Origin of the sequence: Lutimonas vermicola, from assembly GCF_038433205.1 — a bacterium.
In the GTDB taxonomy this organism is placed as follows: Bacteria; Bacteroidota; Bacteroidia; order Flavobacteriales; family Flavobacteriaceae; genus Lutimonas; species Lutimonas vermicola.
The window spans coordinates 972,121-987,155 of sequence record NZ_JBCDNA010000002.1 but is presented as its reverse complement, the minus strand read 5'-3'; the positions used below and the strand labels follow the sequence as shown (position 1 = coordinate 987,155).

Annotated in this window: 14 protein-coding genes and 1 tRNA gene; 11 read left to right on the top strand and 4 right to left on the bottom strand. The window is 37.0% G+C overall.

What is annotated here, in order from left to right:
• Nucleotide 1: 1 nt before the first annotated feature.
• Genes AABB81_RS11705 through metF form a run of 5 tightly spaced genes read left to right on the top strand, consistent with a single transcriptional unit; the run spans nt 2 to nt 5,189 of the window.
• Nucleotides 2-250 (top strand): DUF2061 domain-containing protein, encoded by a 249-nt coding sequence (locus AABB81_RS11705; protein ID WP_342160712.1) that lies wholly within the window; start codon nt 2-4, stop codon nt 248-250.
• On the top strand, nt 247-1,254 hold the full coding sequence (locus AABB81_RS11700; protein ID WP_342160710.1) for a homocysteine S-methyltransferase family protein: 1,008 nt from the start codon (nt 247-249) through the stop codon (nt 1,252-1,254). Before AABB81_RS11705 ends, AABB81_RS11700 begins: the two co-directional genes overlap by 4 nt.
• Nucleotides 1,254-1,535: an antibiotic biosynthesis monooxygenase family protein gene (locus AABB81_RS11695; protein ID WP_342160709.1), complete on the top strand. Its 282-nt coding sequence runs from the start codon at nt 1,254-1,256 to the stop codon at nt 1,533-1,535. The genes AABB81_RS11700 and AABB81_RS11695 overlap by 1 nt, the downstream gene beginning before the upstream one ends.
• A gap of 3 nt (nt 1,536-1,538) precedes the next feature.
• Entirely contained in the window at nt 1,539-4,208 is a 2,670-nt protein-coding gene (gene metH / locus AABB81_RS11690; protein ID WP_342160707.1) for a methionine synthase, read from the top strand.
• Between the two features lie 24 nt (nt 4,209-4,232).
• Complete coding sequence (gene metF / locus AABB81_RS11685; RefSeq protein WP_342160706.1) at nt 4,233-5,189, top strand: methylenetetrahydrofolate reductase [NAD(P)H]; 957 nt, start codon at nt 4,233-4,235, stop codon at nt 5,187-5,189.
• Nucleotides 5,190-5,213: 24 nt separating this feature from the next.
• On the opposite strand, the gene AABB81_RS11680 is transcribed toward metF, so the two are convergent.
• Entirely contained in the window at nt 5,214-5,405 is a 192-nt protein-coding gene (locus AABB81_RS11680) for a hypothetical protein (protein WP_342160705.1), read from the bottom strand.
• 458 nt (nt 5,406-5,863) lie between these two features.
• Here AABB81_RS11680 and trxA point away from each other — a divergent pair, with 458 nt between their 5' ends.
• From trxA to AABB81_RS11665, 3 genes are all read left to right on the top strand, one after another.
• Nucleotides 5,864-6,181 (top strand): thioredoxin, encoded by a 318-nt coding sequence (gene trxA / locus AABB81_RS11675; protein WP_342160704.1) that lies wholly within the window; start codon nt 5,864-5,866, stop codon nt 6,179-6,181.
• Between the two features lie 146 nt (nt 6,182-6,327).
• Nucleotides 6,328-7,251, top strand: a complete 924-nt coding sequence (locus AABB81_RS11670) for a DUF58 domain-containing protein (protein ID WP_342160703.1) — start codon at nt 6,328-6,330, stop codon at nt 7,249-7,251.
• A gap of 83 nt (nt 7,252-7,334) precedes the next feature.
• Nucleotides 7,335-7,408 (top strand) — tRNA-Asp (locus tag AABB81_RS11665).
• Between the two features lie 461 nt (nt 7,409-7,869).
• Here the strand turns inward: AABB81_RS11665 and AABB81_RS11660 are convergent.
• On the bottom strand, nt 7,870-8,421 hold the full coding sequence (locus tag AABB81_RS11660; protein WP_342160702.1) for a hypothetical protein: 552 nt from the start codon (nt 8,419-8,421) through the stop codon (nt 7,870-7,872).
• Nucleotides 8,422-9,468: 1,047 nt separating this feature from the next.
• Here AABB81_RS11660 and AABB81_RS11655 point away from each other — a divergent pair.
• The 3 genes from AABB81_RS11655 (at nt 9,469) to AABB81_RS11645 (ending at nt 12,458) form a co-directional block, all read left to right on the top strand.
• Nucleotides 9,469-10,422, top strand: a complete 954-nt coding sequence (locus AABB81_RS11655; protein ID WP_342160701.1) for an alpha/beta hydrolase — start codon at nt 9,469-9,471, stop codon at nt 10,420-10,422.
• A gap of 202 nt (nt 10,423-10,624) precedes the next feature.
• Complete coding sequence (locus AABB81_RS11650; RefSeq protein WP_342160700.1) at nt 10,625-11,386, top strand: DUF6090 family protein; 762 nt, start codon at nt 10,625-10,627, stop codon at nt 11,384-11,386.
• Nucleotides 11,387-11,555: 169 nt separating this feature from the next.
• Nucleotides 11,556-12,458, top strand: coding sequence for a hypothetical protein (locus AABB81_RS11645; protein ID WP_342160699.1), 903 nt, complete (start codon nt 11,556-11,558; stop codon nt 12,456-12,458).
• A gap of 611 nt (nt 12,459-13,069) precedes the next feature.
• Here the strand turns inward: AABB81_RS11645 and AABB81_RS11640 are convergent.
• Together AABB81_RS11640 and AABB81_RS11635 are read right to left on the bottom strand one after the other, a co-directional pair.
• Entirely contained in the window at nt 13,070-13,771 is a 702-nt protein-coding gene (locus AABB81_RS11640) for a DUF6090 family protein (protein WP_342160698.1), read from the bottom strand.
• Nucleotides 13,772-14,217: 446 nt separating this feature from the next.
• Complete coding sequence (locus AABB81_RS11635; protein WP_342160697.1) at nt 14,218-14,934, bottom strand: hypothetical protein; 717 nt, start codon at nt 14,932-14,934, stop codon at nt 14,218-14,220.
• Nucleotides 14,935-15,035 lie beyond the last annotated feature (101 nt).

Here is a 15,035-nt window from a genome sequence, read left to right as displayed (position 1 = left end):
TATGGTACTATTTCAAACCAAGAGTAAAGACCATTACAAAAGAGGAGAAACAAAAAGAAGAAGTATTGTTAAAGCTATTACCTGGAGAACTTTAGGAACATTGGATACAATTGTGATCGCATTTGTTCTTACAGGAGAAATCAAAACAGCAGTTTCGATCGGAGGCATAGAAATCTTTACGAAAATGTTTTTATACTTCTTTCACGAGCGTATATGGAATATGATAAAATGGGGCAAAAGAGGAATATGAAAAAACAATTAGAAAAAATTCTAGAACAGCGCATCATGATACTTGATGGTGCCATGGGTACGATGATACAGGCCTATCAATTTAGTGAGGAGGATTACAGGGGTGAACGATTTAAGGATTATGAGGTTCTTTTGAAGGGCAACAATGATCTTTTAACGCTAACCCAACCCGAAGCTATCAAAGAGATCCACAGAGAATATTTGGCCGTGGGTGCCGATATCATAGAAACAAACACATTTTCAAGTACTACGATTGCCATGGCAGATTATGGCATGGAAGACCTTGTATATGAATTGAATTATGAAGCAGCCAGGCTGGCGAGGGAGGCTGCAGATGAATTTACTGCAAAGGAGCCTCATAAACCAAGATTTGTGGCAGGATCAATGGGTCCGACAAACAAAACGGCAAGTATGTCGCCTGATGTGAATGACCCGGGTTTTAGGGCAGTTACTTTTGACGAACTCAGAATAGCCTATAAACAGCAGGCAGAGGCCTTGCTCGATGGTGGGGCAGACATCCTTTTGGTAGAAACCGTTTTTGACACGCTCAATGCCAAAGCAGGTTTGTTTGCCATTGAAGAGATCAAAGCAGAAAGGGGCATTGATATCCCCATCATGTTAAGCGGAACGATCACAGATGCCAGCGGAAGAACCCTTTCGGGCCAAACTGCTGAGGCCTTCCTGATTTCAGTATCACACATTCCCTTGTTGACGGTAGGATTCAATTGTGCACTGGGAGCCAATTTATTGCAGCCGCATCTTGAAGCAATAGCGCCAAAAACAGACCTGGCAATTTCTGCCCACCCCAATGCAGGCTTGCCCAATGCTTTTGGAGAATACGACGAAAGCCCGGAACAAATGGCCGAACAGATAGAATCTTATTTAAAGAGGGATTTGATCAATATTGTTGGAGGATGTTGTGGCACAACACCCGGACACATCAGGGCCATTGCAGACCTGGCTTCAAACTATAAACCGAGACAAATGAAATCACTTGTGAAATAATGGTATTGGAAGTTGCCATATTACAAATAAAAGAGGGCAGGGCTTTGGCCTTTGAAAAGAGCTTTGACAAGGCTGCAAAAATCATATCCACTCAGAAGGGATATTTGTCACATGAGCTTAAGAAATGTGTTGAGCAGGAGGATAAATACATCCTTTTGGTACATTGGGAGACCATAGAAGATCATGAAACAGGATTTAGACAATCGGAGGCATATAGCGAATGGAAGCAGCTTTTACATCATTTTTATGAGCCTTTTCCGCTTGTAGAGTATTATCAATAAAGAATGAAAACGAAAGAGAAAAAATATTTACACCTGTCGGGCCTCGAGCCCCTGGTACTCAATGAGAACAGTAATTTCATCAATGTAGGTGAACGTACCAATGTGGCCGGATCTAAAAAATTCCTGCGCCTGATCAAGGAAGAAAAGTTTGATGAGGCACTTGATATTGCCCGGCATCAGGTAGATGGCGGGGCACAGATCATCGATATCAATATGGATGACGGACTGATCGATGGCAAGGAAGCCATGGTACGCTTTATGAACCTGATTGCGGCAGAACCTGATATTTGCAGGGTACCGATCATGATCGACAGTTCGAAATGGGAGATCATAGAAGCGGGTTTGCAGGTGGCTCAGGGCAAATGTGTCGTGAACTCAATTTCGCTCAAAGAAGGAGAAGAAAAGTTTATATGGGAAGCCACGCGCATCAAAAGATATGGAGCGGCTGTTATCGTGATGGCCTTTGACGAAGTGGGTCAGGCGGATAATTTTGAAAGAAGGATTGAAATTGCCAAAAGATCCTATGACGTTTTGGTCAACAAAGTAGGATTCCCCAGTGAGGATATAATTTTCGACCTGAATATTTTCCCGGTAGCCACAGGCATGGATGAGCATAAAAGAAATGCCATTGATTTTATAGAAGCGACACGATGGGTGAGGGAAAACCTTGACAACGTAAGCGTGAGCGGGGGAGTTAGCAATGTATCCTTTTCTTTCAGGGGCAACAATGCCGTAAGGGAAGCCATGCATTCTGTCTTCCTGTATCATGCGATACAGGCAGGAATGAACATGGGTATTGTAAACCCGACCATGCTTGAAGTATATGATGAGATTCCAAAAGACCTGCTGGAGCGGGTCGAAGACGTGATTCTCGACAGGCGTGAGGATGCCACGGAAAGATTGCTCGATTTTGCTCAAACCGTGGTAGGAACAAAAAAGACAGCGGTTGAAGAGCAACTGTGGAGAAGCGAACCGGTTCAGGATAGGATTACGCATGCACTGGTTAAGGGAATAGACGCCTTTATCATTGAAGATGTGGAAGAAGCGAGAACCATGGTTGAAAAACCGATAGACGTGATTGAAGGGCATCTTATGATTGGAATGAATGTTGTAGGTGACCTTTTTGGTTCAGGAAAGATGTTTTTGCCCCAGGTGGTGAAATCTGCCAGGGTGATGAAAAAGGCGGTAGCCTATCTCAATCCATTTATCGAGGCAGAGAAAGGGGCAACGCAAAAAGCACTTGGTAAGGTATTGATGGCTACGGTAAAAGGTGATGTACATGATATTGGCAAGAATATTGTAAGTGTGGTTCTGGGTTGTAATAACTATGAAATCATAGACCTGGGTGTCATGGTCCCTCCCGAGAAGATTATTGAAACGGCTATAGCAGAAAAAGTTGATGCCATCGGGCTTTCGGGTTTGATCACCCCATCATTGGATGAAATGGTCTACCTGGCAAAAGAAATGCAAAGACGGGAACTTGACATCCCTCTATTAATTGGAGGTGCTACAACGTCCAAGGCACATACCGTGGTAAAGATTGACACTGAGTACAAAAACGCAGTGGTACACGTCAATGATGCCTCAAGGGCCGTTACCGTGGTAGGAGATTTGCTGAATAAGAAAACGGCCGACAAGTATGTAAGTGACCTGAAGAAGGATTATGAGGCGTTTAGGGAGAAATTTTTAAAAAGAGGTAAAACCAAAAGATACATCCCGATTGAGCAGGCGCGTGCCAACAAGTTTAAAATTGACTGGAGCAGTTCGATCATTCATAAACCCAAAGAATTGGGGGTACAGGTTTTGAAGCAGATCAGTTTAAAAGAACTCTTGCCCTTTATTGACTGGCAACCATTTTTTATTTCCTGGGACCTTCACGGAAAATTCCCTCAGCTTTTAGAGGATGAGCTCGTGGGTGAACAGGCCACTCATTTGTATGAAGATGCACAAAAGATGATCGAAATAATCATCGCAAAACAACTGTTTAAGGCCAAAGCTGTTTTTGGGCTTTTTGAGGCTAATACCGTGGACCAGGATGATATATTGATCAGTAAAAACAAAAAGGAAATCGCAAGATTCAGAACACTGCGACAGCAATTGCATAAAAAAGAAGGGGTGCCCAGTTATGCTTTGGCCGATTTTATAGCACCCGCCCGTGAAGCACAGGATTATATGGGCGCTTTTTGCGTGGCCATTTTTGGCGCTGATGAACTGGCTCAGTCGTATAAGGAAACCCATGATGATTACAATGCTATTTTGGTCCAGGCTCTCGCAGATCGTTTTGCGGAAGCCTTTGCAGAATATTTACACAAGCAGGTGAGAATGAAGCACTGGGGCTATGCCGCCGCCGAATCTTTAAAAAACGACGAATTAATCAAGGAGGCCTATACCGGTATCCGTCCGGCACCGGGTTATCCGGCCTGCCCCGACCATTTGGAAAAAGATACCATCTGGGAGTTGCTGCAAGTGGAGAAGATCATCGGGGTCAAACTCACCGAGAGCAGGGCCATGTGGCCTGCAGCGGCAGTATCGGGCTATTATTTTGCCCATCCTGAGGCGCGCTATTTCGGTCTGGGAAAAATCACAGAAGACCAGGTTGTGGATTATGCCGACCGAAAGGGGATATCCAAAGAAATGGCCATGAAATGGTTACAACCAAATTTATCAGTTTAAAAGCACAGAACGAAAAAAGAAATAATGAAAGTTACCGATCACATAAAAAATGCCAAAGGGAAAACCTTGTTTTCATTTGAAATTGTGCCACCTCAAAAGGGGCAGAACATTCAAAAATTATATGACAATATTGATCCCCTGATGGAATTTAAACCCCCTTTTATTGATGTGACTACTTCAAGAGAGGAACATGTTTATATCCAGAAAAAGGGAGGGCTGCTCGAACGAAAGGTCACCCGCATGCGACCGGGAACCGTTGGTATATGCGCTTCATTGATGCATAAGTATAAAGTAGATACGGTGCCTCATGTATTGTGTGGAGGCTTTACCAAAGAAGAGACCGAATATGTTTTGGTTGACTGTCATTATTTGGGTATTGACAATGTGATGGCGCTGCGAGGCGATGCGATGAAGGATGAGGCCTATTTTATGCCAAAAAATGAAGGAAACAAATTTGCCAGTGAACTGGTTGAACAAATCTCTAATCTGAACAAAGGTATTTACCTGCATGATATTGTTGACACTACTTATAATTCAGATTTCTGTATTGGCGTAGCCGGATATCCCGAAAAGCATATGGAATCACCCAGTATGCAGGCAGACCTTAGAAGGTTAAAAGAAAAAATCGATGCCGGGGCGAAGTATGTGGTGACCCAGATGTTTTTTGACAATCAAAAGTTTTTTACTTTTGTTGAAGCTGCAAGGGCCATTGGGATCGAAGTACCTATCATCCCGGGAATCAAACCCATTGCCGTGAACCGGCATTTAAGCATCCTGCCCCAGGTATTTAAGCTTGACCTGCCCGATGCTTTGGTTACTGAAGTTGAAAAATGCAAAGACAATAAAGAAGTCAGGCAAGTAGGAATTGACTGGGCCATTGCCCAATCGAAAGAACTTATAGCAGCAGGAGTACCTGTGCTTCACTATTATTCCATGGGGAAGTCTGATAATATCAAGGCTATTGCAAAGGAGGTTTTTTAGTATTAATGCTACAATGCTACAATGCTACAATGCGTGAAATCGAAGATTCAGCGAAGCTAATGCTTGAATGCGTGAAATATTCTTCTCTGTCCTTTTGCCTTGATGCAAAAGAACGAAAAGATCAAGGCTGATTTTATTTTTCTGTGCATCAATCTGATAATTTTTACTCCACCATAGCCCAAGCCGCTGCGCTTCCGGGGCTATTGCTTCTTCCATGCTAAAATTATCAGGATGCAAGACGAAAAACAAAATATGCCACTTCGATCTATACAATGATTTCGCTGGGGAGTTTAATTTTCAAATGCGTGAAATCGCACCAGCCTGCCGGCAGGCAGGGATTCAGCGAAGCTAATGCTTGAATGCAAGAATACTTCAAAAATCAACATTCTCCAATCTTCAATCTCCAATCAAAAACTTACTTCGACCAGCCACGCCGGTAGGAGTGGTATTCGAAATTCCTTATTTGAAATTCGATATTCAAAATTCCCAAACCCCTATATCCAATCTCAAATCAGGCTCGGATTATTTCAAGGAATCATGATAGCATTTGTTCAATGCATCACTATTTTATATGAATGTATAAGAAAAATAGATTTTGAAATGTTTATAAGGGGAAATAATTTCATATTTTTGTGCCTTATTCACAGGATAGGAAATATTTAAACTAAAGAATTATGGCAATAGAAGTAACAGACGCTAATTTTGAGGAGGTTGTATTGAACTCTGACAAACCAGTTTTGGTTGATTTTTGGGCAGCTTGGTGTGGACCATGCAGAATGTTGGCTCCCATCGTTGAAGAGTTGGACAAAGATTTTGACAGCAAGGCTAAGATCGTAAAGGTAGACGTTGATGCTCATCAGGAATTTGCCGCTAAATACGGCGTTCGAAACATTCCAACAGTATTGATCTTTAAAGGAGGAGAAGTTGCTGATAAACAAGTTGGTGTAGCACCTAAGAATGTTTATACTGAAAAGTTGAATGCGCTTTTGTAAAAAAGTTCGAGCATTTTTATAAAGTAAAGGTTTGATCTTAGAAAGATCAGGCCTTTTTTTGTGCCCTTATTTCTACAAGCCTTTAAAAGAGTTTTCACTGAGCTTGTGATAAGCTCCAATTGAACATTTCTCCTTACTTTTGAACTATGACAAAAGCAGATTTGAGCCAGGTTAACGCTGCAGCCACTATTGAACTACTCGCCAAACAGGTGGTTGAGGGTTTTATTACCGGTATGCACAAGAGCCCTTTTCATGGCTTTTCGGTTGAATTTTCTGAACACAGGCTTTATAACAAAGGGGAAAGCACCAGGCATATAGACTGGAAGTTGTTTGCCAAATCAGAAAAACTATTTGTTAAACGCTACGAGGAAGAGACGAACTTAAGAAGCCATATCATTATTGATAATTCTGCCTCGATGCATTATCCTGAAATGGGTGAGATTAGCTTAGAGAAATACAATAAGATTGGTTTCTCAGTGCTGGCAGCAGCTGCTTTGATGGAGATCCTAAAAAGGCAGCGAGATGCTTTTGGCTTGAGCATCTATGCAGAAGAAAGCGAATATTTTGCTCCGGCTAAGGGCAATGAGAAGCACAGAAGAATGTTACTCGAGCAATTGCAGCAGGTCTTATTAAAAGGATCTGAGCGCACTACAGATACCTACAAGGTACTGCATGAGATTGCCGAAAAGATCCATAGAAGGTCTTTGATATTTTTGTTTACAGATATGTTTCAATCAGACAAAAGGGAAGAAGAGCTGTTTGCTGCCTTAAGGCATTTAAAGTATAACAAGCACGAAGTGGTTTTGTTTCATACCTTCGACGGAAAACGCGAATTAAACTTTGATTTTGACGATCAACCCAGAAAGTATGTTGATATTGAAACAGGAGAGCAGATCAATTTGTTTGCCGGTAATGTAAGGGAAGGCTATAAGTTGAAGGTCGAAGGGTATTTTAAAAACCTCAAGTACAAGTGTATGCAATACAAGATTGACTATGTGCCCGTTGATATTCATAAGGGCTTTGATCAGGTATTGACCACGTATATGGTAAGAAGAAGTAAATTTCTATAAAAATATTCGATTTCCTTTTGACAAATCAAAAAACAGAATTATATTTGCCCCTGCTTAGCAATAAGCGACGCTATTTTAGCAACGGTTTGGTAGTTCAGCTGGTTAGAATACCTGCCTGTCACGCAGGGGGTCGCGGGTTCGAGTCCCGTCCAGACCGCAACTTTTTAAAGGAAAAATAGTTGTGTTGTTAACATTAAGAGTTCGCTCTTAGATAGTTAGCTAATGAAAAACTTCAGTCTCACTGAGGTTTTTTTGTTTTATAGACTTTCCTGACTGATTTAGTGCTTTCACTACATAATTCATCCTAATTAATTTAAATACAGTTATTTAAGGCCCTTTCTACAAGAATTAGCGGTGAGCTCTGAAATACCAAAAAGGGGCGCTGGAAGGGACGGAAAAATCCCGAGGGACGGACTTTATTGTTGTTACTGCACAGTTGTTGTGGTCTAGAGAAGACCGTGAAAAACCCGAATGAAATCTCACTCGGGTTTCTAAAATTAGCTTGAGTAATTTTGAATTCATTTTCAAACCGATATGTTTTCTGGGGAAAAGCAGAAGGATATAATTGGTTTGCGTTTCATTTACTTTTCGACATCATAATAAAGAAATCTATTACCACTATTTCCTGTTCGGTTGAGTGATAATACCTTCTACTTTGAATTCAGCACTTCCCTCAGCAGCATTTAGAAAACCTACGGTGGATAACTCTCCAGTAGCACCTTCAAATTTTCCAAATCCTTCAACAATAATATAATTACCTGAAGAAGGTCCAGTAACATTCATATTGGATGTGCCAAGAAAACGAATGCCATCCCCTTTCGAATTTTTAACGGTTACATTAAGTTCAGCAGTAATGATGCCAGTTGAGGGATCAAAGTCGCAATTTTCAACTATTAATGGGCTTATGCTTCTGTCAATCAAACCAATATGAGAGGCATTTCCATTTACGGCATTAGTTTTCATGACTGCAACCCCATTTGAGCAATCGATCGGCTCGACATCATTTGGTGTAGAAAGAAAGTCCCCTTTAAAAGGAATCATTTTCACTACATCATTTTTCTCAAAACTGGATTTGAGAAACTCTGAATTTTCAATTACATCATCACTCTCACAGGATGTAAAAAGGAACAAGCATAATAAACTCATCAGCATAAATTTAAATGTTTTCATGATTTATAATTTTAGGTTAAGTATTAAACATAAATCTCCCCAATTTTTGTTAGACCAAAAGAGATTGTTATTTTGTTGATAACAAAATTATTTTGGGTGAATAATAAATGCAATGATTCCAATTATCTATTTAATTGATTTTGATCAAGTGCAAAAAATTAAAATCGCTTGGAAAATGGTAATATGAGTCTCTCTCTTTATATATTATACAGAAATACAGTGTTTTAAGTAGCGGTGAAAAGTCCCGTCCAGACCGCAACTTTTTAAAGTAAAAATAGTTGTGTTGTTAACATTAAGGGTTAAACCTTAGATAGTTAGCTAATGAAAAACTTCAGTCTCACTGAGGTTTTTTTGTTTTATAGAGGTTCTGAACCTTTTTCCACCTTTTCAATTCAATTTTCTTATGAATCCTTTGTTCTATAGGGATTACATCCAATTAACTTCTTTCAGAAGGTGAGCCATCATATATCATATGTGCCTCTTGAAAGTGTCCCCTCAGGTGTCCACATTTTCAAAGGTGTCCCTTATTACTAACCACTTAAATTTAACAACCATGAATGCAAATAAAATACATATAAGATTCAATCTGGTAATGGCCAGAACTAACAAGAAAGGTTTCTCTTCAGTAAAGTGCAGACCGTATTATTTACCAGTTCTTCTATGATCAATGTAGACCTATTTCAAATTTTATGTAAGCTTTTGATTATAGGTTTTTATTAAGTAGATTTAGCATTGAATAAATAGCTGAAAGACCCCTAATGTTGTTGAATTATAAATTGGTAGGTGTCACCCGTTGTGATTTACCATTACGTTAGTGTTGATAGAAATAACAATGATCAATAAAAATTAATCTCTTGCAAAAAATAATAACTTTTTTGATGTTTAAATTGGGTCTAAGCTCAATAATAGCAAAGGATGCAAGAAAGTGATCATAATTGCGGATAAACACTATATAGCGTTTATTAACTAGTTAGCAGCAATTAACCCTTTGAGACCAGAATAAATACCTAAAGAAATTAATATGTAAAACCTTTAAATCACCTAACTATGATATCAAAAACAATAAATAATATGCACCTTAAAAAAATTCTGTTTCTACTTCTCTTATTTGTCTATTGTTTAGCACCCCAACTAAAGTGCTTTTCTCAAGTTAAAAAGGTAGATTCAATGATTCCAATACCTATAGCAAGCAATGAGGTTTATAAAACCGTTGCTCAATTCTTCGAGTATGATAAAAACATCCCTCTTGATGTCAACATAATTTTCAAGGACAAATTTGAAGGTAATAATAAAGAGAAAATTATTTTCACTGGAATTAATAACAGTAAAGTACCTGCTTATCTAATTATTCCAAATAATGGAGAAGATAAACACCCTATTGTCTTTTTGGTAGATGGTATATTTGGATCCAAAGAAAGATGGTTACAAGATGACAGTTGGCCAAAAGGTGGATTGGTAACAAAGGCATTACTTAATAGCGGTTTTGCCGTAATGACACTTGATGCTGTTTATCACGGTGAGAGATCTTATGAAAATGACTTTAAACGTCCACCATGGCCTCGTACATTTCCTTACAAAGCCAGACAAATGTTTATACAAACAGCAGTAGAATACAGAAGAGCTATGGACTATATTTCTACCCGAGATGAAATTGATTCTTCAAGAATTGGCTTTTTGGGTTTAAGTATGGGCGGAGTAATTACATTTGAACTGACCAGTATCGATTCACGAATCAAAACTGCAGTTGCTGGATTAACACCAGTTTGGAAAGCACCTGCATTTCAACCATGGTTACCTTCAACCTATGCAACCCGCATACGTTGTAATTCATTTCTCATGTTTATGGGGAATGAGGATCCAGTATATACAATGAAAGACGCTCATCAACTATTCGACTTAATCCCTTTGAACAGAAAGGAATTTGTGGAATACAATGTGAAACACGAGCCACCTGTGGAATATGCAGAAATGGTTACAGAATGGTTTTTAAAAAATCTTTAATGATAAGATTTGTCAAATTGAAAGATAAAACAAGAAATTAAAAAGCTGCTAACAATATATAAAAATAATGCTTAAGTTTAATCTTAAATCTAAAGGTTAGTGCGTATTTGGTCACTCCGATTTTCCTGCGGAAAATCCTCGGACACAAAACCGCACTATTCTTATACAAACCGTTGTGCTTTATTACAGAAACCTCCAACCAATGATAAAACTCTTTAGAAAAATTAGACAAAATGTGATTAAAGAAAATAAAGCCAGCAAGTATATGCTTTATGCCATTGGAGAAATTATCCTTGTCGTTATTGGAATTTTGATTGCACTACAAATTAATAATTGGAATGAAGAAAATAATCAATCTAAAAAAGAACTAGCATTACTAGTAAATCTAAAAAAAGACCTTAATACAGACATCGAATCCCTATCTCGTGAAGATTCTATTTTCTCAAAAATTGGAGATATTACAAAAAATGGAATAAATCTATTTATAAATGCAAAAAATATTGAGGATATATACTCTGTAAGTAAATTGATCAGTGTAGAATGGGACGATTTAAAAATAAATCGTAATACATATAATGAGATGATTAGTTCAGGTAATATGTATAACATTAAGAATGAAATGTTACAAAAACATATAATCGACTATTACTTAAATGCCGAAGCTGATAAGTATTACATCAGACAAGTCGTTCAAGAGCAAAGTCATTTATACGTTAAAACGCCTGAAATGAATGCATATAAATTCCTTATTTCTCAATTGAAAAACCCACTAGTGGATTTAAATTCAATTGATACCACTTGGATAAATAATCCAAAATCACCTACTTATCTAGCTGTGATAACATATTTAAATCGTCATCAGGAATATAATATTGATTACCGAAGTGATGTCTACAATCGAAATATAATAGCTGCTCAAAAACTTGTTGCTAAAATTAATGACGAACTTGAAAATAGAAATTAATAACGAAAGCACAACAATGGCTATAAATAATTGCTTGTTCTCGCCTACTTCTGAAAATTGCTTGCGCCAATTCGCTTCGCTCGTGTCAGTTTAGTGTGTACTTGCTAAATTCACCGCTAAACCACACAACTACTCATAGCCGAGACGTTATCATCAATAAATAAGCCCAATGAAAATCCTTAAATATCTAAAATACATTGTAATAGTATGGTTAATTCTCACACTTTTAATTTGTGTAGGAGGAATCATTAAATACAATATTGATCTAAACACTTATATAGATCATGAAGAACCCAAGGAAAACAGAAATACAAATATTTCCTTAAGTAAGGAAACTGAAGTATATGTCGTTGGTTCTGTTCACTTTGAAACCGACAATATTAAAAGAGATGACATCTACAATTATATAAACAGTATTTCCCCGGATGTCATTTTATATGAAAGTGATACTAATACCGTGGAACGTATGGTGAATAGAACGGATTTCTTTAACCAACTTATGAGTTCTTTTAAAAAAGGGAATAAGGTAGAAAGTTTTGTTTCTCTTAAATATCTAGACAAGCACCCTCAAGCTATGGTTTTGGGCTACGAATGGGAAGAAAGGGATGCTTTTCATCTAAAACATAATTACCGTTCCACATCTTCAAAAATGATTGGGGCAGTATACAATTCCTACCGACAAGATCTTCTGACTGGTAACCATTTGGAGCTTATGGATACGTTCGCAGCGATAAATAAAGAGTATTATAAAATTAGCCGGAATGCAAAAGTCGTTTATGATCTCAATAATGCCAAGACGGATAGCATTATAAGGGAAAGACAATTTTATATTTACAAGCGTGTACCAGAAATTGTAAAAGCAAGACCAGAGTTAGCAGACTATAAAGATTTTGCGCCTCTACATATGGAATATTGGGATATCAGAAATAAAGCAATGACGGCAAACATCTTAAAACAAATTAAACGCCATCCCAATAAAAGGATTGTGGTTTTAACTGGAAATACGCATCGATACTATTTAATAGATGAATTAAAAAAGTACGAAGAGGAATTTAATTTTTCCGTTAAATAGAAATCATTACTAATGATAACAATGGCTATAAGTAATAGCTTCAATTCGTGACTCAACGAAAATATAAATCTCACTATTAGGGTTGATTACCTTCAATAAAACACATTAAATCACTGTAATTCAATAATTTAAAACGCGGGTTCGAGTCCCGTCCAGACCGCAACTTTTTAAAGTAAAAATAGTTGTGTTGTTAACATTAAGAGTTCGCTCTTAAATAGTTAGCTAATGAAAAACTTCAGTCTTACTGAGGTTTTTTTGTTTTTAGGGGTTTCCTAACTGATATAGTGTGTAAACTACTTAATTCATCCTATTTGATTTGAATACAGCTATTTAAGGACTTTTCTACAAGAATAAGTGATGAGCTCTGAAATACCCAAAAGGGGCGCTGGAAGGGACGGAAAAATCCCGAGGGGCGCAATCATTCTTTCCTCCATCCCTACCATCAAACAGGTAATACTAATTAAAATGCACTGCTTTTTTCATTGGTTTGGGAGGGAAAAGGGTAAATGTAAGGGATGTTTCACATAGAAATAGCTATAAGCATTATTGAATCAGTTACTTACCTCTAATTGTTGTGGTCTGAATAGGACTATAAAAGATTTGCAGTAAATTCAGTCATGACTATCACTAAGTGTATTTATGAGTTCATTGGTCATTATCAATAATTGTTCAGAACGACGTTTGCCATTTCTTGAAGCACCCAAAAATCTATAGAGAGCCAAATCATACATTCTAACGAATTCACTTTCATTCATATTTTCTCTTAACATTCTGTACACAGGGCTGTCTTTTTCTTTTTTGCCGAGAAAACCAAACATGTCGGATAATTCCTGATATTTTTCCCATGAATAATTATAACCATATTCAACAAGAAAATAACGTAATTTAATTTCATCATAAAAAGCCATTAGTCTTTCAATCTCATCTTCATTGAATACCTTAATATTTCCAGTTTGCATCAATGATTCAAAGGTAGTCTTGTTTGGGGGTTCTAACCCCATCTGATGAATTCCCCGAATTGTATATAGTTTAATAACAGTATCAATAGTTACATCTGATTTTTCAAGTTTAACGGTTGTTTCCTTGAAATTTTTAATAAATATTTCAGCATTTTTTATATGAATATTTAAATGAGCTGTATCTTTTTTTAGATCTTCAATTAGCGCCTGTTTAAATACTTTTTTATTATTATTATCCTTTCTTTCCTCATTCCAATTATTGATCTGCAAGGCTATCAATATCCCAATCACAACCAACACAATCTCTCCAACAGCATATCTCATATACTTTAAAGGCCTGTTATCATCTGCCATTTTTTTACGGATTTTTCTAAAGAAGGGGATCATCTAATAGTTTTGATTACTAAATATATGATTAGTAGTTTAGATGAAAGAACAAGTAAGGACGAATGATAAGAAAACTTTTGCAGAAGCACTTATATACTTACCGAAAGCATCAAACAGATAAAAGTAATAATGTTCGGCAGTGGTGTTTCTCCCAATCATGCTTTTAACGATTATAATACTGAAATGGACACCTACTACCTAAATCCATTTTAAATGCAAAAAGTGGCTAATGGTAGCACCTTTAATTGAAAGATTTGTATCAGGCTTCACATTCAGAAATAAGGAAATTGGTGAATTATAATTTTTGGAATATGGAGTTAGATGAAATGATTGATGAGTTAGGAAAAGAAAAACCCGAATGAATTATACAGGTTATTCTCCTACTTCAAGAGGATAGTTAAGTGTAACTGGTTTTAATGCTCTAATTCTTTCAATAACCTTTCTCTAATTCCTTTAAAAAACCTTATTGCATATCCTATTACATCACTTTCATAATTCAATAATTCAAGCTTAAATGTTACAACATTCCATAATTCAAGATTTGAAAATAAAGCCTCGTAATTTGTTGGAGGACCTCCATTAATTAATTTTTTTTTATAAAGTGCTAAGGCAGCTTGACTATAATTGATATTTTTAATGAAAAATGGCTCTATAGTATTCACATATTGAGCTGAATTATATTCTGCAGTTCCTTTAACCCGGTCGAAAAAACCTGCAAGATCTACAAACATCATTTTAAGTGAATCATTCTTTATTTTTGATAAATAACCATGATTAAGAAACTCTTTTGTTATCGGAAAATCATAATTTACTTCCCAAGTTGTTGCTGTCGCTCCCATAAGATTATTGAGCACATGTATAGAGTCTGTGTTTTTAGAATCGATTATTTTTAAAGCTCTTCTATTTTTAATGATCAATGAGTCTATTTTAACTTTTTGAATTTCCACCCTTCTAATTTCTTTATCTAATTCAGAAATTATCCTCTCATAATAATTTGTAATACTATTTTTTTCTATTCTATTGTTATTCCAAGAATTAATTTGCAAAGCAATCAAAATCCCAATTACTACCAATACTATCTCCCCAATAGCATATCTCATATACTTTAAAGGTTTGTTATCGTCTGCCATTTTTTTACGGATTTTTCTGAAAAAGGGGATCATATACTTGGTTGTTGATGCTTAAATATAGGGAAATTGGCGATACGAAATGGTCTATCAAGGGAAATAGG

Excerpts from the sequence above, each read along its gene's own strand:
- AABB81_RS11705 (WP_342160712.1), top strand. The coding sequence starts at position 2 with ATGGTACTATTTCAAACCAAGAGTAAAGACCATTACAAAAGAGGAGAA.
- AABB81_RS11700 (WP_342160710.1), top strand. The coding sequence starts at position 247 with ATGAAAAAACAATTAGAAAAAATTCTAGAACAGCGCATCATGATACTT.
- AABB81_RS11695 (WP_342160709.1), top strand. The coding sequence starts at position 1,254 with ATGGTATTGGAAGTTGCCATATTACAAATAAAAGAGGGCAGGGCTTTG.
- metH (WP_342160707.1), top strand. The coding sequence starts at position 1,539 with ATGAAAACGAAAGAGAAAAAATATTTACACCTGTCGGGCCTCGAGCCC.
- metF (WP_342160706.1), top strand. The coding sequence starts at position 4,233 with ATGAAAGTTACCGATCACATAAAAAATGCCAAAGGGAAAACCTTGTTT.
- AABB81_RS11680 (WP_342160705.1), bottom strand. The coding sequence starts at position 5,405 with ATGGAAGAAGCAATAGCCCCGGAAGCGCAGCGGCTTGGGCTATGGTGG.
- trxA (WP_342160704.1), top strand. The coding sequence starts at position 5,864 with ATGGCAATAGAAGTAACAGACGCTAATTTTGAGGAGGTTGTATTGAAC.
- AABB81_RS11670 (WP_342160703.1), top strand. The coding sequence starts at position 6,328 with ATGACAAAAGCAGATTTGAGCCAGGTTAACGCTGCAGCCACTATTGAA.
- AABB81_RS11660 (WP_342160702.1), bottom strand. The coding sequence starts at position 8,421 with ATGAAAACATTTAAATTTATGCTGATGAGTTTATTATGCTTGTTCCTT.
- AABB81_RS11655 (WP_342160701.1), top strand. The coding sequence starts at position 9,469 with ATGATATCAAAAACAATAAATAATATGCACCTTAAAAAAATTCTGTTT.
- AABB81_RS11650 (WP_342160700.1), top strand. The coding sequence starts at position 10,625 with ATGATAAAACTCTTTAGAAAAATTAGACAAAATGTGATTAAAGAAAAT.
- AABB81_RS11645 (WP_342160699.1), top strand. The coding sequence starts at position 11,556 with ATGAAAATCCTTAAATATCTAAAATACATTGTAATAGTATGGTTAATT.
- AABB81_RS11640 (WP_342160698.1), bottom strand. The coding sequence starts at position 13,771 with ATGGCAGATGATAACAGGCCTTTAAAGTATATGAGATATGCTGTTGGA.
- AABB81_RS11635 (WP_342160697.1), bottom strand. The coding sequence starts at position 14,934 with ATGGCAGACGATAACAAACCTTTAAAGTATATGAGATATGCTATTGGG.